Here is a 19,506-nt window from a genome sequence, read left to right on the forward strand (position 1 = left end):
TGATCAAGGGAATTGAGATGCTCGCCTTACGCAACCTCCGAGTGGGATCCCGGCTGGGTGCCGGGTTTGGTCTGCTGCTGCTGTTCATCGTGGCCATCGTCGGCCTGGCGCTGTACGGAAATCACCTGAAGTCTGCCCAGTTCGAGAAAGTGGTGGACGTCAACATGGTGAAGATGCGGCTGTTGAACGACATGCTGGATACCAACAACGCAGTGTTGATGCACCGCCGGCTGATGGTGATCAAGCGTGGCGAGGATTTCGACAAGGATTATCAGAAGGCGCAGGAGCTGTCGCGGACCTACGACGGCATCTGGGCCAAATACATCAAGATTCCGCGTGATGCCACCGGCGATACCCTGGTTGCGAAGATCGACGCGGCACGCAAGGCCACCGATGCCTCCACCCAGCATCTGCACGAGCGCATGAAGGCCGGTGATTTCGACGGCGCGGCCAAGGAACTGCTCGCCGAGCATGGGCTGGCAACCGCTTGGAACGAGGCCATCTCGACATTGCTGCGGCATCAGGAAGCGCTGACCGAGCGCAGCCGCGAGGAATACCGTTCAACCGAATCCTGGACCGGCACGTTGTCGATCGTGTTCGGTGCGTTGAGCCTGGTACTGGGCTCGCTGGCCGCGTGGGCCATCACCCGCAGCCTGACCCGCCCGCTGGAGGGTGCGGTGAAGCTGGCCGACGGCATCGCCAACGGGCGGCTGGACAACAGCATCGACGCGTCCGGCAACGATGAGGTGACGCAGCTGCTCAGGTCGATGCAGCGCATGCAGGCGCAGTTGCAGTCGGTGATGGCGGCGCAGGGCGAGCTGGCCCGCCAGCACGATGCGGGCAGCCTCAGCTATCGCATGGACGAGAGTGCCTTCCCCGGCGACTACGGGCGCATGGTACATGAGACCAATGCGCTGGTCGGTTCGCACGTGCAGGTGCAGAACCGGCTGATCGAGGTGATGAAGCACTATGCCCGTGGCGACCTGTCGGTGGACATGGATCCGTTGCCGGGCGAGAAGGCGGCGATCACCCAGGCAATGGACGAGACCAAGACCAGCCTGTCGGCGATCAACAGCGAGATCCGCCGGCTGGCGACGGCCGCGGCGGCAGGCGACTTCAGCCTGCGCGGCGATGAAGATCGCTTCGCCTATGATTTCCGCGACATGGTGGCCGGGCTCAATCGCCTGATGCAGACCACCGACGAGAACCTGGTGCAGGTGTCGACCCTGCTGCAGGCGATCTCGCGCGGTGACCTCACCGTACGCATGCAGGGTGACTTCCACGGCGTGTTCGCCCGCATGCGCGATGACTGCAATGCCACCGTCGATCAGCTCAAGCAGATTGTCGGCCGCATCCAGTCCAGCGCGTCCAGCATCAACCTGGCGGCAGGCGAGATCGCCTCGGGCAACACCGATCTGTCGCGGCGCACCGAGCAGCAGGCGGCGAACCTGGAAGAGACGGCTGCGTCGATGGAGGAACTGACCTCCACTGTGAAGCAGAACGCCGAGCACGCACGCCAGGCCAACCAGCTTGCCATCGGCGCGCATGGCGTCGCCTCGCAGGGCGGCGAGGTGGTGGGCCAGGTGGTCACCACGATGTCGGCCATCGAAGCCTCGTCGAAGAAGATCGCCGAGATCATCAGCGTCATCGACGGCATCGCCTTCCAGACCAACATCCTGGCGTTGAACGCGGCGGTGGAAGCCGCGCGTGCCGGCGAGCAGGGCAGGGGCTTTGCGGTGGTGGCCAGTGAGGTGCGTACGCTGGCACAGCGCTCGGCCGGTGCGGCCAAGGAGATCAAGGGCCTGATCGAGGATTCGGTCGGCAAGGTCGCTGACGGCTCGGCGCTGGTCCGCCAGGCAGGCACCACGATGGGCGAGATCGTGGCGTCGGTGCAGCGCGTCACCGACATCATGGCTGATATCTCCGCCGCATCGCAGGAGCAGAGCTCGGGTATCGAACAGGTGAACCAGGCGGTGGTGCAGATGGACGAGACCACGCAGCAGAATGCGGCGCTGGTGGAAGAAGCCAGCGCCGCAGCGCGGTCCATGGAAGAGCAGGCCAACCTGCTGACCGAGGCGGTGTCGGTGTTCCGCACCGGTGCGGCCGCGGCAGCCGTATCGGTCCCGCGCGCGCTTGCTGCAGTAGCCGCCTCGGTCACGCCAGTGAGACGCCCGGCGGTGCTGTCGCCGCGCATCGAGCCGACGTTGGCTGCCAACGCGGGTGGTTGGGAAGAGTTCTAGCAACAGCGCGTGCCGGCAGGGAGACGGCGCCCATCGCGATGGTTGATCGCGATGGGCGCAACTTTCTTCCTGAACGCGCGATGGCCGATGAGGCGGCGGACACGCGCATTTCACTTCCGGTTGCCAACCGCAGGAGGACACTTGCGCCATACCGGAACTCAGGAGATGGCCATGAAGACCTCGACCCGATTGCTTGTGCTGGGCACGCTGCTGGCGGCTTCGTCGGTGGCCGGTGCGCAGACGTATGGGCCGCGCGATGAGGGACGCAAGTTCAACGACGGCAGTCGCGTGGTCTGCAAGAACGTGGAAGTGCAGCGCAACTCGCGCGATCCGAACCGCATCACGGGTACCGCCACCGGCGCAGTGATCGGTGGCCTGCTGGGCAACCAGGTGGGCGGCGGCAATGGCAAGAAGCTCGCTACGGTGGCCGGTGCTGTTGCCGGTGGTGCGGCCGGTCGCCAGATCCAAGGCAACAGCCAGCAGAAGAACGGCGACCGCGTCGTTGAACGCCGCTGCGAACGCGTCTACCGCTGATCGCTCACAGCCATACCTCGTTTCCCCTTCCACACCGCAGTACCCGAACGCCGGCCCCGCGCCGGCGTTCTTCGTTGCAGGAAAAAGGGACGGAGGGGATTAAGTCGCAATTCCCCCAACCGGCCGTTTACGACTTAATCCCCTCCGTCCCCTTTTTTGCGAGGAGGCGCCAGGTGGCGAGGCTGCCGTAGAGCAGCAGCAGGACGTTGAGGGTGATCAGTTCGTGGCTGACTTCGGCCAGGCTGGCGTCCATCTGGTTCAGGCGCACCATCAGGTTGATGCCCGAGGTGGTGGGCAGCAACTGCGCCAGCCAGACCAGCGGTGGCGGCGTCATCACCGCCGGCCACGACAGGCTGGCCAGGAAGAACAGCGGGATCGAGGTGGCGATGATGTACTGGAAGGCGCGTTCGCGGGTGCGGAAGAAGCTGCCGACGAACAGGCCGAAAGCCACGGTGGCGGCGATGAACAGGGTGCCGCCGAGCAGCTGGCCCAGTGGGTTGCCGCCACGCGGATAGTCCTGCACCCAGGCGGTGAAACCAGCGTAGTAGAACAGGCCGAACAGGCCGATCAGACCGAAGCCCATCGCCATGCCGGCCAGGGTCGGCAGGTCGAAGCGCAGGCGCCGGCCGAGTGCGAGGCGGCGGCCGCCGAGCAGGACGCCGATGCCCATCAGCAGCGTCTGGTGCACGATCAGTTCGGCCACGCCGGGCACGATGGCGCTGCCATAGCCTTCCTGCGTGTTGTACAGCGGGCGCTGCACCAGGGTGACCGGCGGTGCCTGCGGCGCGCCCATGAAGGCGGCCTGGCCGACTACCGCCTCACGCCCGAACGCGCCCAGTGCATCGGCCACGCTGCCCAGTACCCAGCTGGCACGGCCCAGGTAGGCGCCGTTGCCGAGCAGCACCAGCTTGGCCGGATGGCCGCGCAGGATGTCGCGCTCCAGGTTGGCCGGAATCAGCACGATCCCTTCTGCGTGGCCGGCTTCCAGCTGCTGGCGCGCACTGTCGATGTCCGCCGGTTGCCCGACCACGCGTGCAACGCGGAGTGCATCGAGCTTTCGCAGCAGCTCGCGGCTGGTCGCGCTGTGGTCTTCGTCCACCACCAGCACCGGCAGGTTGCCCGCCACCTGGTGGCGATACGCGGCCGGGTAGAAGAACGAGTACAGGATCACCGCGCCGACCATCACCACGATCGCGTAGCGGTCGCACAGCACTGCCATCAGCGTCTGCCGCAGGCTGCGCCAGAGTGCGCTCATGCGTCGGCTCCCGCAGGCTGCGCGGCTTCAGGTGTACGCGCAAAGGCGATCAGGCGCAGGCCGCCGATGCCACCGGCCACCATCGTCATCAACAACAGCGTGGTCAGCGGCCATATCGAAACCTGCAGCGGCGAACCGATGAACTGCTGCTGGGTCTGCAGCTTGATGTAGGCGCTGAGTGGCAGCAGCTGATGCCAGATGCGGGTGAACAGGGGGCCATCCAGCACCGGGAAGGTGGCACTGGAAAATGCCAGTGCGGTGCCGATGCTGAGGCCGACCGCGGACAGCGCGGTACCCATGTCGCGGGTGACGCCGACGAAGAACAACGCGTAGGCGGCCGTTGCCAGGTAGAACAGTGGCTGTGCGAGCAGCAGCACGAGCACGCTGCCGGCCACACCATCGCCGCGCAGCCAGGCCAGGTAACCGATGCCGAGCGCGCCATACAGCGAAAACAGCAGGATGTACGGCGCGACCTTGCCGGCAATCGCCGACCACGGCGTGCGATCCAGCCAGGCGGGCAGGGTGCCGTCGCGGATCTCGCGGCCAAGGCTGCCGGCCACTGCCAGCGCCAGTACCAGCGACAGCACTGCCGGGAAGATCAGTGGCAGCAGGAACAATTCGTAGCTGCGCGCCGGGTTGTACAGAATGTCCGACTGCACCGCGATCGGCGCCGCACGCAGCTTGCCCGGACCGACCTGCAGGCCAATACGCTCACGCAGCAGGCGCGCGTTCCAGGCCGAGACCGCGTCGCCGATATCGCGCGCCGCAGATTGGCCGGTCGTCATGTAGGTGGCGTTGTAATAGGCGAACAGCGTGCCCTGGCGGCCACGCAACGCCTGCCGGGTGACATCGCGCGGCACCAGCACGATGGCGAACACATCCAGGCGGCGCAGCTGCGAACGTGCGTCTTCCATATCCGCAGGCTGGCTGGCGATGCGCACGCCGGGGCTGGCATCGAGCATGCGCAGCAGCAGGCGGCTGTCACTGCTGTGGTCGAGGTCGACCACGGCGATCGGGATGTCGCGCATCACTGAAGGCGTGAACATCCACGCCATCACCGCCAGCATCAGCAGCGGCAGCACGGTGACCAGCAGCAGGTCGGCGCGGTTGCCGCGCAGCGACTGCAGCTCGCGCCGCCAGCTTGCGGCGAAGCCGCCGCGGCCGGGGCTCAGTGCTGGGGCCATGCGAACAGCACGCTCATGCCGGGGCGGAAGCCCTCGATGCGGCGTACCGGGCGCACCCGCACCTCGAAGCTGCGGACGTCGTAGCCGGACGACTGGCGGGTGGTACGCCAGGTTGCATAGTCGCCGGCGGGGTTGATGAAGTAGACCTCGAATTCGCCGTCCAGGCCGAGTGCCGGCACGCTGCCCTGAAGCTTGCTGCCGACCTTCAGGCCCTGCATCTGCGATTCGCGCAGGTTCATCGCCACCCACATGCGGTCGATGTCGACCAGGGTGAACACCGGGTAGCCGGCCGGCACCAGTTCGCCCGGGTCGGCCATGCGCTTGTTGATCTCGCCGGCGACCGGCGCGCGCCCTTCCACTTCGACACGCGCGGCATTGACTTCGGCCACCGCGCCCTGCGCCTGCTGCACCTGGCCCTGCGCGGCGCGCTTGTCCTGCTCGCGTGCGCCTGCCAATGCCATGTCGTACTGCGCGCGGGCGGCACGCGCCAGTTCGCGCGAGCTGGTGGCCTGGGCATGCGCTTCATCGCGCTTCTGCCGGGTCATCACCCCTTCGTTGAACAGGTTCTGCACGCGCTGGTAGGTGGCTTCGGCCAGCGTCGCGCCGGCTTCGGCCCGCTTCCAGTTCGCTTCGGCGGCGCGGATATCTTCGCTCCGCGCGCCTTCGTCGGCCTTGTCGGCCACCGCCTGTGCGGCGGCCAATGCGCCGTGGGCCTGCTGTTCCTTGGCGGCTACCTCCGGGCTGTCGAGCAGGAACAGCACCTGCCCGGGCTGCACACGGTCGCCCTCGCGCACCTTCAGTTCGGCCACGCGCGCGGTGATCTTGGCGGCCACGTTGATGGTGTCCGCATCGGCCATGCCCTGGATCTGGTCGGCCGGGCTGCGCCAGGCCAGCCACAGGCCAAGCACCACCACGACCAGCAGCACCACTATCAGGATCGGGCCCAGACGGCGCTTGGCCGGGGGCGTCGTCGCATCGTCGTGCAGCACATCACTCATGGTCGATCACCTCGTCCGCACGCCGCCGGAACTCTTCGAAACGGTCCATCTGTCCACTGACCTCCAGCAACTGTGCCAGCGCAATATCGTATTGGTAGGCGGCCTGCGCGCGCTCGACACGTGCGCCGCCCAGGCCGAGCCGCGCGTCGATCACATCCAGCGAAGTCGCCTGGCCTTCGCGGAACGCCAGTTCCTGCAGGCGCAGGTTTTCCTGTGCCTGGGCGATGCTGCTGTCGAGCAGCACATACTGCTGGCGCGCGGTTTCCAGCTCGTTCCAGGCCTTGCGCACGCCCAGTGCGACCTGGTTCTCAGCCTCGCGCAGGCCGGCTTCTGCCTGGTCCTGCTGCGCACGCGCGGCGCTGATCTGCGCCGGCCGCGAGTTCGGCGACAGGAACGTGTACTTCAGGCCGATGCCGAATGCCCAGTCCGGATCGGTCAGCATCTCGTCGCGGCGGCGGAAGTCGTACTGGCCGAAGGCGAAGATCTGCGGCTTCAGCTTGGCCTGCTGCACGCGCACGCCCTGTTCGGCCTGCGCCACCATCGCCCGCAGGCGTGCGATCTGCGGCTGGCGCGCCTGCGCGGTGCGCTCGAAGCTGGCCACCGGTTCCAGTGGCACGCGCTGCACGAACAGTGGTGATACCGGCTGCACCTCACCGCCACTGCGCAGCAGCGTGGCCAGCGCTGCCTTCAGCGTGGCCAGGTCGTTCACTGTCTTCTGGAATTCGCGCTCGGCCTTGTCGCGGGCTACGGTGGCCTGCAGGCGCTGCGCGCGGGTGGCGAAGCCCTCGCGTTCCAGCTTCTCCGCGTCGGACAGGTGACGGTTGAGGCCATCGCGCACATCGCGGCGCACGTCCACCGCCTGCTCGGCCAGGCGCTGGCCAAAATAGGCCTGGGCCAGCTGCACGGTCAGCGATTGGCGCTGTGCTTCGCGCTCGGCGCTGGCCTGCTCGTGGGCGGCGCTGGCGGCACGTTGAGCGGCCGGAATCACGCCGCCGGTGTACAGCGGCAGCACCGCGGTCACCACCGGGCGGGTACGCCAGTCGCGTTCGGTGAACGACAGCGGCGAGTCAATGCCATAGGCCTCGGCCACCGGCGCCAGTGAACCCAGTGGCAGCGTGAGGGTCTTCTGGAACTGCAGGCGGCGCACTTCGCCGGTGATTTCCGGCAGGCGCAGCAGGCGGGTGGCTTCCTGCAGGTCCTGCTTGTTGCGCACCGCTGCATCGGCGGCGGCCAGTGCATCGGAGACCTGTTCAAGGCGTTGCCGCGCCTGTTCCCAGTCCAATGCGGGTGTATCGCCGGTGGTCTGCGCCAGCGCAGCGGGTGGCAGGCAGGTTGCCAGCGCGAGCGCCAGCGCGGCCTTCGCGCAGTGCATCCTTGTACGTCGGCCGATCACGCCCATGCCGTCCCAATGGTGAAGAAGTGCGCAAACGGTAGTGCGCGCGGCGTGAAGCCCGGGTCTGCGGTCATCGGTCTGTCCTCAACGAAGGGTGCCGCTGGCCGCAGTGCGCAGCGCCTGGGTGATGTGCTGCAGCGTGCTTGAACGCACGGCGGCATGCTGCCAGTACAGCGGCACATCGAGCCAGCGGCGGGGTTCCAGTACCACCACGCGGCCGGCGCGCACGGCGGGCGCGACCAGCGTTTCCGGGGCCATGCCCCAGCCGAGTCCGCACGCGGCGGCCTCGACGAAGCCGGTGGAGGAGGGCAGGTAGTGTAGCGGCGGCTGCAGGTGCGCGCGGGTCAGGCGCCGCACGAAGCGCCATTGCAGTTCATCTTTGCGGTTGAACACCAGCATCGGTGCGCGCGCCAGTGCCGCGGCCTGCATGCCGTCGCTGAAGTAATGACGCGCGAAGCCGGGAGAGGCGATGGCGTGGTAACGCATCGCGCCAAGCGGATGCACGTTGCAGCCCTTCACCGGTTGGCTTTCGGCGGTGACCGCGCCGAGCACGCTGCCATCGCGCAGCAGCTGCAGGGTGTGGTCCTGGTCGTCCATGCGCAGGTCGAACAGATAGCCATGGCGCTGGTGCAGGTCGGCGATGGCCGGCACGAACCAGGTGTCGAGCGAGTCGTCGTTGACCGCCAGCGGGATTGGCGTGCGCGCGGCGTCACTGCCGCGTTCGGGCAGCAGTTCGGCCACTGCCTCGGCCTCCAGCGCCTGCATCGGCCGCACACGCCGCAGCAGTGCCTCACCGGCGGCGGTGGGCCGGCACGGTGCCTGGCGCACCACCAGCACCTGGCCAAGTCGGTCCTCCAGGGCCTTGATCCGCTGCGACAGTGCCGACGGGCTGATCGACAGCCGGCGTGCGGCGGCCTCGAAGCTGCCTTCTTCCAGCACTGCAGCAAATGCGGACAGTTGTGGATGTACCAGGTCCACACCGGCACCTCTTCAGTATTTCTGCACAGGATAAAGAAAAATCAGTTTGTCTTAACGTGTCCGTTGGCCGCACCCTGCGCGTCCCCCCGCTGCCTGGCCTGTCCCGATGTGGATTGCTGCTACCGCCGCCGGCCTGTTCGCAGGTGCCGGCCTGATCATCGCCATCGGCGCGCAGAACGCCTTCGTGCTGCGCCAGGGCCTGCAGCAGCGCCATGTGGGGAGGGTAGTGCTGGCTTGCGCAGGTGCGGACATCGCGCTGATCCTTGCCGGCGTTGGCGGCATGGGTGCGCTGGTGCTGCAGTGGCCGCTGCTGCTGCAGGTGCTGCGTTTCGGTGGCGCGGCCTTCCTGCTCTGGTATGGCCTGCAGGCCGGGCTGCGCGCGTGGCGAGGTGGCAGTGCACTGGCGGCGGGTGACGTGGACGGTGGCGATCGACGGCAGGTGCTGCTGACCTGCCTGGCCTTCACCCTGCTCAATCCGCACGTCTATCTGGACACCGTGGTGCTGCTGGGCAGCCTGTCCACGCGCTATCCGGGCGATCTGCGCTGGGCGTTTGCTGCCGGCGCCTGCACAGCCAGCGTCATCTGGTTCTGCACGCTGGGCTATGGCGCGCGCCTGTTGCAGCCGGTGTTCCGCAGGCCGTCTGCGTGGCGGGTGCTGGATGCTGGCATGGCGATGTTCATGTTCTGCCTTGCGACGTTGTTGCTGTTGCGTCCTCTATCGCCATGAGTGCGCGGTCGGGTACCGCGCGCTTGAGTCGTACTTCGTGCATACATCGATCACAGCGGGAGCTCCCATTGCAGGCGAAGGCTGGGTACGGAACGTCGGGTGTTGCGAAGTACCTGCGACCCGCCTTCGTCGAAACGCCACTGGCCGGTCTCGATGTCCTGCGCCAACAGGTTCGAGGCGGTCAAGCGCAGCTTGCCGTGCCGCTCGGTCGCGTACTGTGCCCAGGCTTCCAGTTCGCGTCGATAGGACGTGATGTCCAGCTCGCTCAGGCTGTAGCGTATTCTGCCTCCGCTGCGATGGGTGTAGGCCAGGCCGCTGCTCCAGCGCGATGAGATGCGGTAATCGAGCGACGCATTGGCGGTGAATGGCACCTGGTCTTCAATCCGATTGTCAGGCCCGGGAAGATCCCTGACCCGGGAGTGGTTCCAGGTGGCGTTGCCGCGCAGCTCGATATCCGGCCCTCTGCGGTACAGGCGTGCCAGCGGCATCCTGCCATCCATCTCGATTCCCCAGGCCATGGCGCGGGTACCGTTGACCGGCGTCGATACCCAGCGCCCGTCACGTAGCACCGTTTCATTGCGGATCGGTGCATCGATGCGACGCAGGTAGCCGCCGATGCTTCCTTGAGTACCTTCACCGCCGTGCATTTCCCAAGCCGCATCCAGACCCCACGCCAGTTCCGGACGCAGCGATGGATTCCCGATCTCGTCGGGGTTCAGTGGACGGTTGTTGGTAGAGGTGTACGGACGCGGGACCAGCGAGCGCAGCGCTGGTGCGCGGAAGCTGCGGCTCAATGAGACCCGTAGCTGGTCCTTGCCCTTTGCACGCTTCCACAGGCCCTGCAGGACCGGCGTGAACACGCTGGCACGGTGACGCGTGGTGGCGAAATTCCGACCTTCGCTGCGGGTCTGCAGTTGTTCCCAGCGACCGCCGACGTAGAAGGCACTGCGCGCGCCCCAAGGAAACTCATCCTGCGCGTACAGCGCCACACGATTCAGCCGCGCATCGAAGGAGAGGTCGCTGACCGTCGATGGTTCGCTGGGGGAAGAATGCAATTGCTGCACTCGGGATTCACGCCGCGAGTCCATGCTGCTTTCGGCACCGACCTGCAGTGTATGGCGGCCCCACGCCGGCAGGGTCCACTTCACGCGGGTGGTGCCACCCAGCACGTGCAGCTTCGCATCGGTGCGATCGAAAAGATTATCCTGCTGTGCCTCATCCTGTCCTTGTTCGCGAAAGCGGTAGTCCTCCCGGTTTCCGTCCATTGCCAGGCGCAGGTTCAGGCTGCCTCCATCCGACAGTTTTTTCTCCCACTCTGCACTGACCTGGCCCTGGTCAAGGCGCAGGTGCGTGCGTTGCCGGTAATGGGGAGTGCGTAGTGCCGGGCCCAGCAGCGTGTCCCAATCAATGGTCATGTCGCGACGGAAGTCGGACGCGTCCACCAGGGCCTGCAGCGAAAGGGTGGTGTCATCGCTGGTTCTGAACGTCAGTGAGGGCGAGAGCGAAACGCTGTTGCGTTGGCCGGTGGCACGCAGGCGCGATTGTCGATGCAGCAACGGCGTACCAACACCATCCCAGGCGTCCTCTCTACTGCGTTCCTCTGCCAGGAATGCGCGGGCGGTTGCCGTGGCGGTCAGTGAAACATCACGGTCGAGATTGGAACGGGCCTGCCGCCAGCTCGCTGATGGGGTCATGCGCCCTTGGGTATCCGTCCATGAAACCGTCAGCCGTTGACTGTCTTTTGCAACCGGTGCACGGGTGACGATGTTGAGTGTGCCGGCGATGGCACCCATGCCCTGATCAGCGGAGGGCGCGCGCAGGATTTCGATGCGCTCGATCAGATCGGTGGCCAGTGAGTCCAGGCTGAAAGCGGCGGGTGTGCGCTGGCCGTTCAACAGGATCTGCGTGTAGCCCGCGCCCAGGCCGCGTAGTGACACGGTGCCTGGACGGCCCGGTGCGCTGTTCGAAACGCTGACACCGGGCAAGCGCTTGAGTGCCTCCAGCAGGTCGGTATCGCCATGCCGTTGCAGCGCCTCGCGGTCCACCACGATGCGGCTCGCAGTGTCGTCACGGCGAGCGTCGTAGCGCTCGGACTGGACGTGCACTGCATCCAGATCGGTCGTGTTTGAAGGGGAGGGTGTCGTTGGTGGAAGGGCCATGGCATTCGCTGGTCCCATCAGGCAGCCAATGGTGAGCCACACGCCCGCGTGTGGCCGCAGTGTTGTCGGGGAGGGCGAAGATCGACGCATAGTCGTGCGGTTCCTTTGTCACGGCGGGACAGCGGGCCGCAGCAGGTCCTCCCGCGGCCGGGTATCGAAACGATGCATGGAGCGCGGCGGCAGGGCGCCGGTCAGTGCATTACTGCAACCAGTGCTGCGGGTCCACTCGTGTTCCGTTGCGCAGCAGTTCCATGTGCAGGTGTGGGCCGGTAGTGCGCCCGGTGTTGCCGCTGCGGGCGATGGGATCGCCCCTGCGCACCTGCTGGCCTGGCTGTACCGCGAAGTCCTGCAGGTGTGCAAACAGCGACTGCCAGCCACCGCCGTGATCGATCACGACAACCGTGCCGTAGTTCGCACCATCGGGATAGGCGTGCGTGGCAGCGATCACGGTGCCGTCGGCGGGGGCGAGCACGGCGGTGCCACGGCGCGCGGCGAAGTCGGTGCCGTGGTGGGCGCTCTGGCGGAAGTCGGCGACGTGCCCGAACACGCTGGTGACCCGCGCATTGGACAGTGGCATGAAGAATGACGGAGGTGGCAGCGTGGCTTCCACCAGTGTTACCGATGCGATGGGGAGTGGCAGCGTCACGGGCGTCGGTCCTGCCACCACGGTCGCCTGTACGGTGGCCACGCCGACTGTGCAGGCAGAGCCCAGTGCGAGCAGCAGCAGGACGCTGGTGAGGCCTGGGCGGCGACCGTTGTCACCCTTCAGCATGTGCTGCAGGCGCACCTGGTGGCCGCCGAGATCGCGATGGGTGAGGGCGCTGGTCGGCTGCACGGCCATCGCGTAGCGAAGGGTCTGGACATAGGCGTGGGCCAACAGACGGCCGTCGTTGGCGGCGCCACCCTCTGCCAGTGCTCGCGCATCGCATTGCAGTTCGGCGGCCAGTTGCATGCGCGCGGCAATGCGTCGAACGAAGGGATTGAACCAGTACAGCGCACCAACAAACCGCATCAGCGCAGCGCGCTGGGGGTCGCGGCGCTGCAGGTGGGCCGCCTCGTGGCCGATGACCAGGCGAAGCGTACGATCAGGCAGGGCCAGGCATGCCGTGGGCAGGATGATCTGCGGCTGCGGCCTACACAGGGCGAACGGCGTGCCGCTGCCTTCTACAATGCGCAACGCGACGCCTTCCTGCTGAAGCCCCTGCACAGCGTGGTGCGATTGCGGGCCAGGCAACTGCGCAGTCTGCAGCGGGTGGCTACGGCGTAGCAGGGCCCGCAGCCGGCCGCTGGCCAATGCCCAACGAACGAGGGCCAGCATGACCCCCGCGATATAGACGGTCAGCAGCAGTGGCGTCAGCCAAGCCATCAATGGCTCGGTCGCCGCGAGTGCAGGCAGTTGTTGCACTGGCCGCAGTACGGCGGTGCCGCTGTCCAGCGCAACGGGCAATGCGCTGGCCAGCTTCTGCAACGGTGCCGCCTGCACCGGCAGCAACAGCGCAAGCAAGGGGGGCAGCACGGCACACAACCACGCCCCCAGCCAAAAGCGTGTCGACGCATGTGAAAGCCTGAGCAGCCGCTGCAGCGATTGCGCGCCGTACCAGGCCAGGCCAGCCCCCAGCAGGCTCGCAGCGAGGCTGATCATCCACGGCGCGGTTGATGACAGGCTCATGGCTGGTCCTCGTCATCCTGGAGCAGCAGCGCCTGCAGTTGCTCGATTTCCTTGTCGCTCAGCAGGCGGCTTTCGGCGAATGCCTGGGTCGGCAGCGGCCCGTCGATCTCCAGTACGCGACGAGCGAAGTCGGCACTGAGTGCGGCCAGGGTGGCCACCTTGCCGACCTTGGCACTGTAGACATTCAGACCGTGCTGGCTGCCCTCTTTCACCAGGCCCTTGTCGACCATCCGTTCCAGCGTCTTGCGCGTGGACGAGTACGACCAGTCCAGTGCGGCAGCTGCCGCGTTGTGCAATTCACGCGCGCTGCAGGCGCCGTCGCGCCACAGGCACTTCAACAACTCCAGTTCGGCGTTCGAAGGTGTTGGGACGCGGGGCATGGTCAGACCTGTGCGTGCGATTGATGTCGTGAGTGTGCGACAGATGTCGCACGCCATGCAAGAGGCACATCAAGGCGCGGAGGTGCTGAGGTCAGCCGGTCGCCATCCGGTCGATGGCGCACAACGGTGTCTCGCCGGGGCGCAGGGTCAGGACGCGCACGCCATTGCGGGTGACTGCCACGGTGTGTTCGAACTGCGCCGACAGCTTGCCGTCGCGCGTGTAGACCGGCCATTCGTCCGGCTGCTGGCGGATGGCCGGCTTGCCCTGGTTGAGCATCGGCTCGATGGTGAACAACATCCCTTCTTCCAGCACCATGCCGGTGTTGGGATGCCCGTAGTGCAGGATCTGCGGTTCCTCGTGCATCTCCTGGCCGATGCCGTGGCCGCAGTACTCCTTCACCACGCTGTAGCCGTGGCTGCGTGCGTGGCGGGCGATGGCATGGCCGATATCGCCCAGGCGTGCACCGGGGCGCACCACAGCGATGCCTTTCCACATCGCCTGGTAGGCGGTCTGCACCAGCCTGCGCGCGGCGTAGTCGACCTCGCCGACCAGGTAGGTGGTGCTGGAGTCGGCGATGTAGCCGTTCTTTTCCAGGGTGATGTCGAGGTTGACGATCTGGCCGTTGCGCAGCACGTCGGTGGTGCTGGGCACGCCGTGGCAGATGACGTTGTCGATCGAGGTATTGAGCACATACGGGAAGCCGTACTGGCCCTTGCTGGCCGGCCGTGCCTGCAGCTCATCGACGATCATGCGCTCGACGAATTCGTTGATCTCCATCGTGCTGCGGCCCTGCAGCGGCAGCTGGTCGAGCGCGGCGAACACCTGCGCCAGCAGGCGCCCGGATTCGGCCATCAACGCGATTTCGTCGGGGCGCTTGATGATGCCCATCGGCTCAGACCTGGCCCGGAGGCAACAACGGCGGCTGCACGCCGGCCGCGCGCAGCTCGCTGGCGACGATGTCCTGGAAACTCAGCGTCGGGTTCATCTCGCACAGCATGCCGACCCGGATCCAGAAGTTGGCCTGGGCGTTGATCGAACGGCTGGAGACGGTGCAGGCACGGCGCAGCTGGTCGTGCAGGGTGTCATCGATGTTGACGATGCCCATGGGCGGTCCTGGTGGAGTGGATATACGAAGCATATATGTTCCGTATATCCGCCTCAAGTCCGTCCGATTCAGTCCATGTGGGTGGCAAAGCGCAGGCGGTTGCCGTCGGGGTCGCGCAGCAGCATCTCGCGGCTGCCCCACTCGGTGTCATGCGGGGGCTGCTCGATCGGCACGTTGGCCGCACTGAAGGCGCGGTGCAGGCTGTCGACGTCGTCGACAATGAAATACACCGCACCGCCGACCTCGCAGTCGCCGCTGTGCTCGGTGAGGAAGAGCGTCTGGCCGTCGCGGGTGAGCTGGGCGAACAGGGGGAAGCCGGGTTCGAAGCGGTGTTCCCAGTCGACCACGAAACCCAGCCCCTGCACGTAGAACGGCAGGGTGGTATCGGCGTGGCGCATGCGCAGCTGCGGGATGACGGTCTGGGGCATGGCGAGAGCTCCGGGACGGGAGTCCAGTGTAGTGCCGGCCGCTGGCCGGCATTGGTCTGGTAGATGCCAACCTTGGTTGGCATTGCCGGCCAGCGGCCGGCACTACCGAAGCCATGCCGGCCAGCGGCCGGCACCAGCGCTCAACCGGCCGTCGGTACCGCGGCCATCGCGGCCAGCAGTTCGCGGTTCACCTGCTGGTGCCGGGCCTGCCAGGCGGGAAGATCATCGGCGCTGATGTCCGGCTGGCCATCCAGCGACGACAGCCAGCGCTTGAAGCGGCTCTGGTAGTTGGCCAGCGACACCTCGCCGGTGATGTCACTGCCGACCAGGCCGCCGGCACGCAGCGCTTCGATCACCACCAGCGCGTCTTCCAGCTGGAAACGGCCCTGGTCCCAGTTGCTGCGGGCGACGTCCTCGGCAAACACATCCTTGTCGATCGACAGGTAGGTGGGTTGTGGCGACTTGGCCTGTTCGGCAGCGAACGCAGCCACCAGCGCTTCGGGGTGCTCGAAGCGGCGGAACGCGTGGCCCATGCCGAGGCGATGGCCCCAGCCGACATCCACGTCCATGCACCAGTACGTCAGGCGGCCGCCCAGCTGCGGGCGCCAGTGGTTCTCCCAGGCATGGCCGAGGCCGATGTCGCTGGAGGTGATGCCGAGCACATGGATGTGCGAGATCTGCGGCAGCTTGCTGGCGGCATTCACCCATGAACCGCAATGCATGCCGAACGGAAAACGCATGTTGTCCGGATGGTTGTCCAGCACCACCAGCTGGAACGGCGCCTGTGCACGCATGCGGCGCAGCAGCGGCAGGCTGAGATGGTGGAAGTCACCACTGCCGAGCATGACCGTGCCGGGTTGCGCGGGCAGCGACGCGAGCACTTCGGCGCCGAAGCGATCCAGGGTGCTGTTGCTGCAGGCGAAGCGCAGCGGGTCGTGCCACTGCGGCAGCGCCAGGGTCTGTGCCTGGGACAGTGGCAGCACACCACCGTCCAGGTCGAGGATCAGCGGGGAACGCAACGGCATCGCTCAGCCGCCTCCATCAGGTTCGCCCTGCAGGTACGGGGCCAGGCGGCGCAGGGCGGCACGCAGCAGCGGGGAGCGTGCGTGGATCGCGTGCCGGGTGGAGGTGAAGCGGGCGCCCAGCTCGGCTTTGATCCGCGAGTCGGTCCAGCCGGCCACATAGTGGCTCAGGCCGTGCTGCAGCGCGTACTCAAGGTTGTGCATCCAGCTGACCGCGTACAGGTTGTGCTCGCGCGACTGCGGATAGGCCAGCCCGATGTACTTGTCCACCAGCTTTCTGGCGTGGATGTAGCACAGGTTCCAGCCGATCAGCTGGCCCTGGTGGCGATACAGGAACATCCGTCCCTGGCCCTGGCTGTCGGCCAGCAGATGCTGGAAGTAGGGCAGGCCGAGCTGGTCGAAATGCACCGCGCTCTGCGCATATACGCCCAGGTACAGCGCATACAGTTCGGCCTGCAACTGCGGGTCGGCCAGGGCCGGATCACCGGTGGCGATGCAGTCGATCTGCAGGTCATCACGCGAACGGAGCTTGCGCCGGATGTTCTTGCGGCGCGAGGACGACAGGCGGCCAAGATAGCCATCGAGCGAATCGAAATCGATCGCCACCCAGGCCAGTGGCATGCCTTCCAGTTCAACGAAGCCGCGTTCCAGCAATGCCTGCAGGAAGGCGCCGCTGTGTGCGTTGGCGGCGTCGTCCAGCAGCGGTGAATCGATCGCCAGGTCCTTGACCACCAGCAGGCGCGTATCGCCGATCGCGTGACGCGTCACGTCCTCGGCCAGCGCCTCAGGCGCGATGTGTGCCGGCAGCGGGGTGTACTCGGTGCTGGTGGCACCGACGAAACGGGTCTTCCAGGTGATCCACGGCCGCCACAGGCGCGACAGCGGCAGGCCGAGCAGCCTGCCGCGCAGTTCGTCGTCCATCGTCGTGGTCAGGTCCAGCGGCGCACGGAAGGTCGGTAGGCCGCTGGGAAGGCGGCCTGCCTCGAATCCGAGCGGCGGGTGGGCCAGGAAGCCCTCCAGCAGCGCGGCCGGTTCCAGCGCAGTGCTGGATGCACGTGACGTCATGTCCATCGGCACGGGAACCGGCAGCGCATCGAACCTCAGCCCTTGGCCTTGGTCAGTGCCTGGTCGAGCAGGGTGATCGCCAGGTCGATCTCTTCGTAGCTGATGTCCAGCGACGGCGCGAAGGTGATCACGTTCTTGTACCAGCCACCCACGTCCAGCACGAGGCCCATGCGCTTGCCGTCGTGCAGGAGGTCACCGGCCAGGCCGATGTCGACCATGCGGTCCAGCAGTTCCTTGTTCGGGGTGTAGCCGTCGGTCTGGCAGATCTCGGCGCGCAGGGCCAGGCCCAGGCCGTCGACGTCGCCGATTTCCGGGTGACGCTTCTGCAGGCCACGCAGGCCGTCGAGGAAGTACGCGCCCTTTTCCGGCACGGTGCGCTCGTAGTCCATTTCCTTGCCCAGCTTCAGTACTTCCAGGCCCAGGCGGGTGCCCAGCGGGTTGGAGTTGAAGGTGGAGTGGGTGGAACCTGGCGGGAACACGGTCGGGTTGATCAGTTCTTCGCGCGCCCACAGGCCCGACAGCGGGTTCAGGCCGTTGGTCAGCGCCTTGCCGAACACCAGCACGTCCGGGGTGACGCCGAAGTGCTCGATCGACCACAACTTGCCGGTGCGCCAGAAGCCCATCTGGATTTCATCGACGACCATCAGGATGCCGTACTTGTCCAGCACGCGCTTGAGGCCGGTGAAGAAGTTGCGCGGCGGGATGACATAGCCGCCGGTGCCCTGGATCGGCTCGACGTAGAACGCAGCGTACTCGGCCTGGCCGACCTTGGGATCCCACACGCCGTTGTATTCGCTTTCGAACAGGCGTTCGAACTGCCACACGCAGTGGTCGGAGTATTCGTCCGGGGTCATGCCCTTCGGGCGACGGAAGGGGTACGGGAACGGGATGAACATCGCGCGCTCGCCGAAGTGGCCGTAGCGGCGGCGGTAGCGGTAGCTGGAGGTGATCGACGAGGCACCCAGGGTACGGCCGTGGTAGCCGCCTTCGAAGGCGAACATCAGGCTCTTGCCGCCGCGCGCGTTGCGCACGATCTTCAGCGAGTCTTCAATGGCCTGCGCGCCGCCCACGTTGAAGTGCACGCGGCCATCGAGGCCGAACTTCTCATGCATATCCACGGCAATGGTCTTGGCCAGCTGCACGCGGGTCGGGTGCAGGTACTGGCTGGCGACCTGCGGCAGGGTGTCGATCTGGTCCTTCAGCGCGTCGTTCAGGCGCTTGTTGCTGTAGCCGAAGTTGCAGGCCGAGTACCACATCTGCAGGTCGAGGTAGGGCACGCCCGCACCGTCGAACATGTAGCTGCCTTCGCCGCGCTGGAAGATCTTCGGCGGGTCGACGTAGTGGACGGTGTCGCCGAAGGAGCTGTAGCGGGCTTCGTCGGCCAGCAGCTGCGCATCGGAGGCAGCGGCGTCGGCATTCTTGTCAAAAATGTTCATGCAGTTCGGTTCCGTGAAGGACGTTCGAAAGGGGGCAACGGGGGAGCGTGGCTGGAAGGGAGTGCTCAGGCGGTGGCCAGCAGCAGGGGCGGTACGGCGGGCTGCGGGGTGGCGTCGATGCGACGCGGCTGCAGCAGGCTGCCATCGAGCAGGCGCGGCAACAGCGCGATGGCATCGTGGAAGGTGTCGATCGCGGCATGCTCGATGCCGGCCTTCGTGCAATGGGTGATCAGGCGGCGCTTGGCGAATACGAAGTCGGCATCTTCGGACACGCAGAAATCCGAGCTGCCGTCGCCGATCATCAGCACGCGCGGCGCTTCGTTGGCACGTGCCTGCGCGGCGCAGGTGCACTTGCAGGTGCCACTGCGGCAGCCTTCGGCCTGGTAGGGCGATTCCAGTTCCCAGTGGTCTTCGCACCAGCGCAGGTGGTTGGCCACCACCGGCAGCCGCGACAGGCCGTGGTTGGCGAGGATGCGGTGGATCGCATAGTCCAGGCCGTCGCTGACGATGCGCAGCGGCAGGCCCAGCTGCTCGGCGCGGGCGACGAAGGCGACGAAGCCCGGATCGATCTGCACCTGGTCCAGGTGCGCGTCAAGCGTGGCCGGGTCCAGCTTCAGCAGCCGCACCTGGCCCTGCATGCATTCACGCGAGCCGATCTTTCCCGCTTTCCACTGGTCTTCCAGTTCCTGCCAGCCCGGCTGGCCGTACTTTTCCAGCAGCGAGTCGATGACATCTTCGAGGCTGATGGTGCCATCGAAGTCACACAGGATGCTCCAGTGCATGGGCAGGTCCGTCGATGAAAGAAACGCCCGGCCCGATGCCGGGGCAGGCTCAATGTAGGTAGGCAGCCTTTCTCGTTCCTTTCCTGTTGAAAGGCTCTATTGACGGGCTGGGAAAGCGTTCAGGAAGGTGCATGGATGAATGCGCGGAGC

Annotated in this window: 18 protein-coding genes; 3 read left to right on the forward strand and 15 right to left on the reverse strand. The window is 66.4% G+C overall.

What is annotated here, in order from left to right:
• Positions 1-17 precede the first annotated feature (17 nt).
• Both AC5P57_RS02245 and AC5P57_RS02250 read left to right on the forward strand, forming a co-directional pair.
• On the forward strand, positions 18-2,240 hold the full coding sequence (locus AC5P57_RS02245; RefSeq protein WP_142807532.1) for a methyl-accepting chemotaxis protein: 2,223 nt from the start codon (positions 18-20) through the stop codon (positions 2,238-2,240).
• 165 nt (positions 2,241-2,405) lie between these two features.
• Entirely contained in the window at positions 2,406-2,774 is a 369-nt protein-coding gene (locus AC5P57_RS02250) for a glycine zipper 2TM domain-containing protein (RefSeq protein ID WP_032127541.1), read from the forward strand.
• Between the two features lie 127 nt (positions 2,775-2,901).
• On the opposite strand, the gene AC5P57_RS02255 is transcribed toward AC5P57_RS02250, so the two are convergent.
• The 5 genes from AC5P57_RS02255 to AC5P57_RS02275 form a co-directional block, all read right to left on the reverse strand.
• Positions 2,902-4,029: an ABC transporter permease gene (locus AC5P57_RS02255; protein ID WP_262236172.1), complete on the reverse strand. Its 1,128-nt coding sequence runs from the start codon at positions 4,027-4,029 to the stop codon at positions 2,902-2,904.
• Positions 4,026-5,213, reverse strand: a complete 1,188-nt coding sequence (locus tag AC5P57_RS02260; RefSeq protein ID WP_262236173.1) for an ABC transporter permease — start codon at positions 5,211-5,213, stop codon at positions 4,026-4,028. The genes AC5P57_RS02255 and AC5P57_RS02260 overlap by 4 nt, the downstream gene beginning before the upstream one ends.
• Complete coding sequence (locus tag AC5P57_RS02265) at positions 5,198-6,211, reverse strand: HlyD family secretion protein (protein WP_075674992.1); 1,014 nt, start codon at positions 6,209-6,211, stop codon at positions 5,198-5,200. Before AC5P57_RS02265 ends, AC5P57_RS02260 begins: the two co-directional genes overlap by 16 nt.
• Positions 6,204-7,610, reverse strand: a complete 1,407-nt coding sequence (locus tag AC5P57_RS02270; RefSeq protein ID WP_262236174.1) for a TolC family protein — start codon at positions 7,608-7,610, stop codon at positions 6,204-6,206. Before AC5P57_RS02270 ends, AC5P57_RS02265 begins: the two co-directional genes overlap by 8 nt.
• A 78-nt stretch (positions 7,611-7,688) precedes the next feature.
• Entirely contained in the window at positions 7,689-8,582 is an 894-nt protein-coding gene (locus tag AC5P57_RS02275; RefSeq protein WP_099552415.1) for a LysR family transcriptional regulator ArgP, read from the reverse strand.
• A gap of 106 nt (positions 8,583-8,688) precedes the next feature.
• Here AC5P57_RS02275 and AC5P57_RS02280 point away from each other — a divergent pair, with 106 nt between their 5' ends.
• Entirely contained in the window at positions 8,689-9,309 is a 621-nt protein-coding gene (locus AC5P57_RS02280) for a LysE/ArgO family amino acid transporter (protein ID WP_262236175.1), read from the forward strand.
• Between the two features lie 50 nt (positions 9,310-9,359).
• Here the strand turns inward: AC5P57_RS02280 and AC5P57_RS02285 are convergent, their stop codons facing one another.
• The 10 genes from AC5P57_RS02285 to AC5P57_RS02330 all read right to left on the reverse strand — a co-directional run bounded on the left by AC5P57_RS02285 (position 9,360) and on the right by AC5P57_RS02330 (position 19,356).
• A complete protein-coding gene (locus tag AC5P57_RS02285) occupies positions 9,360-11,558 on the reverse strand; it encodes a TonB-dependent receptor plug domain-containing protein (protein WP_495219423.1) in 2,199 nt (732 codons plus the stop codon).
• Between the two features lie 109 nt (positions 11,559-11,667).
• Complete coding sequence (locus tag AC5P57_RS02290; protein ID WP_262236178.1) at positions 11,668-13,137, reverse strand: M23/M56 family metallopeptidase; 1,470 nt, start codon at positions 13,135-13,137, stop codon at positions 11,668-11,670.
• Positions 13,134-13,517, reverse strand: coding sequence for a BlaI/MecI/CopY family transcriptional regulator (locus AC5P57_RS02295; protein ID WP_005408657.1), 384 nt, complete (start codon positions 13,515-13,517; stop codon positions 13,134-13,136). The genes AC5P57_RS02290 and AC5P57_RS02295 overlap by 4 nt, the downstream gene beginning before the upstream one ends.
• A 91-nt stretch (positions 13,518-13,608) precedes the next feature.
• Positions 13,609-14,400, reverse strand: coding sequence for a type I methionyl aminopeptidase (map, locus tag AC5P57_RS02300; protein WP_262236285.1), 792 nt, complete (start codon positions 14,398-14,400; stop codon positions 13,609-13,611).
• Between the two features lie 10 nt (positions 14,401-14,410).
• A complete protein-coding gene (locus tag AC5P57_RS02305) occupies positions 14,411-14,623 on the reverse strand; it encodes a ParD-like family protein (RefSeq protein WP_005408659.1) in 213 nt (70 codons plus the stop codon).
• Between the two features lie 68 nt (positions 14,624-14,691).
• Positions 14,692-15,051 (reverse strand): bleomycin resistance protein, encoded by a 360-nt coding sequence (locus tag AC5P57_RS02310; RefSeq protein ID WP_099552410.1) that lies wholly within the window; start codon positions 15,049-15,051, stop codon positions 14,692-14,694.
• 140 nt (positions 15,052-15,191) lie between these two features.
• Positions 15,192-16,076 carry a hypothetical protein gene (locus AC5P57_RS02315; protein ID WP_495219424.1) on the reverse strand — a complete coding sequence of 295 codons (885 nt, stop codon included), beginning with the start codon at positions 16,074-16,076 and terminating at the stop codon, positions 15,192-15,194.
• Between the two features lie 3 nt (positions 16,077-16,079).
• A complete protein-coding gene (locus AC5P57_RS02320) occupies positions 16,080-17,144 on the reverse strand; it encodes a GNAT family N-acetyltransferase (protein WP_262236180.1) in 1,065 nt (354 codons plus the stop codon).
• A gap of 29 nt (positions 17,145-17,173) precedes the next feature.
• The gene (locus AC5P57_RS02325) at positions 17,174-18,574 is read right to left on the reverse strand and encodes an aspartate aminotransferase family protein (RefSeq protein ID WP_006425764.1); all 1,401 of its coding nucleotides are present in this window, start codon (positions 18,572-18,574) and stop codon (positions 17,174-17,176) included.
• 65 nt (positions 18,575-18,639) lie between these two features.
• Positions 18,640-19,356: an MtnX-like HAD-IB family phosphatase gene (locus AC5P57_RS02330; protein ID WP_142807541.1), complete on the reverse strand. Its 717-nt coding sequence runs from the start codon at positions 19,354-19,356 to the stop codon at positions 18,640-18,642.
• Positions 19,357-19,506: the final 150 nt, after the last annotated feature.

The sequence above is a fragment of the Stenotrophomonas sp. YJH_SMC_79 genome, from assembly GCF_059367995.1.

Coding starts and splice junctions, on each gene's coding strand:
- AC5P57_RS02245 (WP_142807532.1), top strand. CDS start 18: ATGCTCGCCTTACGCAACCTCCGAGTGGGATCCCGGCTGGGTGCCGGG.
- AC5P57_RS02250 (WP_032127541.1), top strand. CDS start 2,406: ATGGCCATGAAGACCTCGACCCGATTGCTTGTGCTGGGCACGCTGCTG.
- AC5P57_RS02255 (WP_262236172.1), bottom strand. CDS start 4,029: ATGAGCGCACTCTGGCGCAGCCTGCGGCAGACGCTGATGGCAGTGCTG.
- AC5P57_RS02260 (WP_262236173.1), bottom strand. CDS start 5,213: ATGGCCCCAGCACTGAGCCCCGGCCGCGGCGGCTTCGCCGCAAGCTGG.
- AC5P57_RS02265 (WP_075674992.1), bottom strand. CDS start 6,211: ATGAGTGATGTGCTGCACGACGATGCGACGACGCCCCCGGCCAAGCGC.
- AC5P57_RS02270 (WP_262236174.1), bottom strand. CDS start 7,610: ATGGGCGTGATCGGCCGACGTACAAGGATGCACTGCGCGAAGGCCGCG.
- AC5P57_RS02280 (WP_262236175.1), top strand. CDS start 8,689: ATGTGGATTGCTGCTACCGCCGCCGGCCTGTTCGCAGGTGCCGGCCTG.
- AC5P57_RS02285 (WP_495219423.1), bottom strand. CDS start 11,558: ATGCGTCGATCTTCGCCCTCCCCGACAACACTGCGGCCACACGCGGGC.
- AC5P57_RS02290 (WP_262236178.1), bottom strand. CDS start 13,137: ATGAGCCTGTCATCAACCGCGCCGTGGATGATCAGCCTCGCTGCGAGC.
- AC5P57_RS02295 (WP_005408657.1), bottom strand. CDS start 13,517: ATGCCCCGCGTCCCAACACCTTCGAACGCCGAACTGGAGTTGTTGAAG.
- AC5P57_RS02305 (WP_005408659.1), bottom strand. CDS start 14,623: ATGGGCATCGTCAACATCGATGACACCCTGCACGACCAGCTGCGCCGT.
- AC5P57_RS02310 (WP_099552410.1), bottom strand. CDS start 15,051: ATGCCCCAGACCGTCATCCCGCAGCTGCGCATGCGCCACGCCGATACC.
- AC5P57_RS02315 (WP_495219424.1), bottom strand. CDS start 16,076: ATGCCGTTGCGTTCCCCGCTGATCCTCGACCTGGACGGTGGTGTGCTG.
- AC5P57_RS02320 (WP_262236180.1), bottom strand. CDS start 17,144: ATGGACATGACGTCACGTGCATCCAGCACTGCGCTGGAACCGGCCGCG.
- AC5P57_RS02325 (WP_006425764.1), bottom strand. CDS start 18,574: ATGAACATTTTTGACAAGAATGCCGACGCCGCTGCCTCCGATGCGCAG.
- AC5P57_RS02330 (WP_142807541.1), bottom strand. CDS start 19,356: ATGCACTGGAGCATCCTGTGTGACTTCGATGGCACCATCAGCCTCGAA.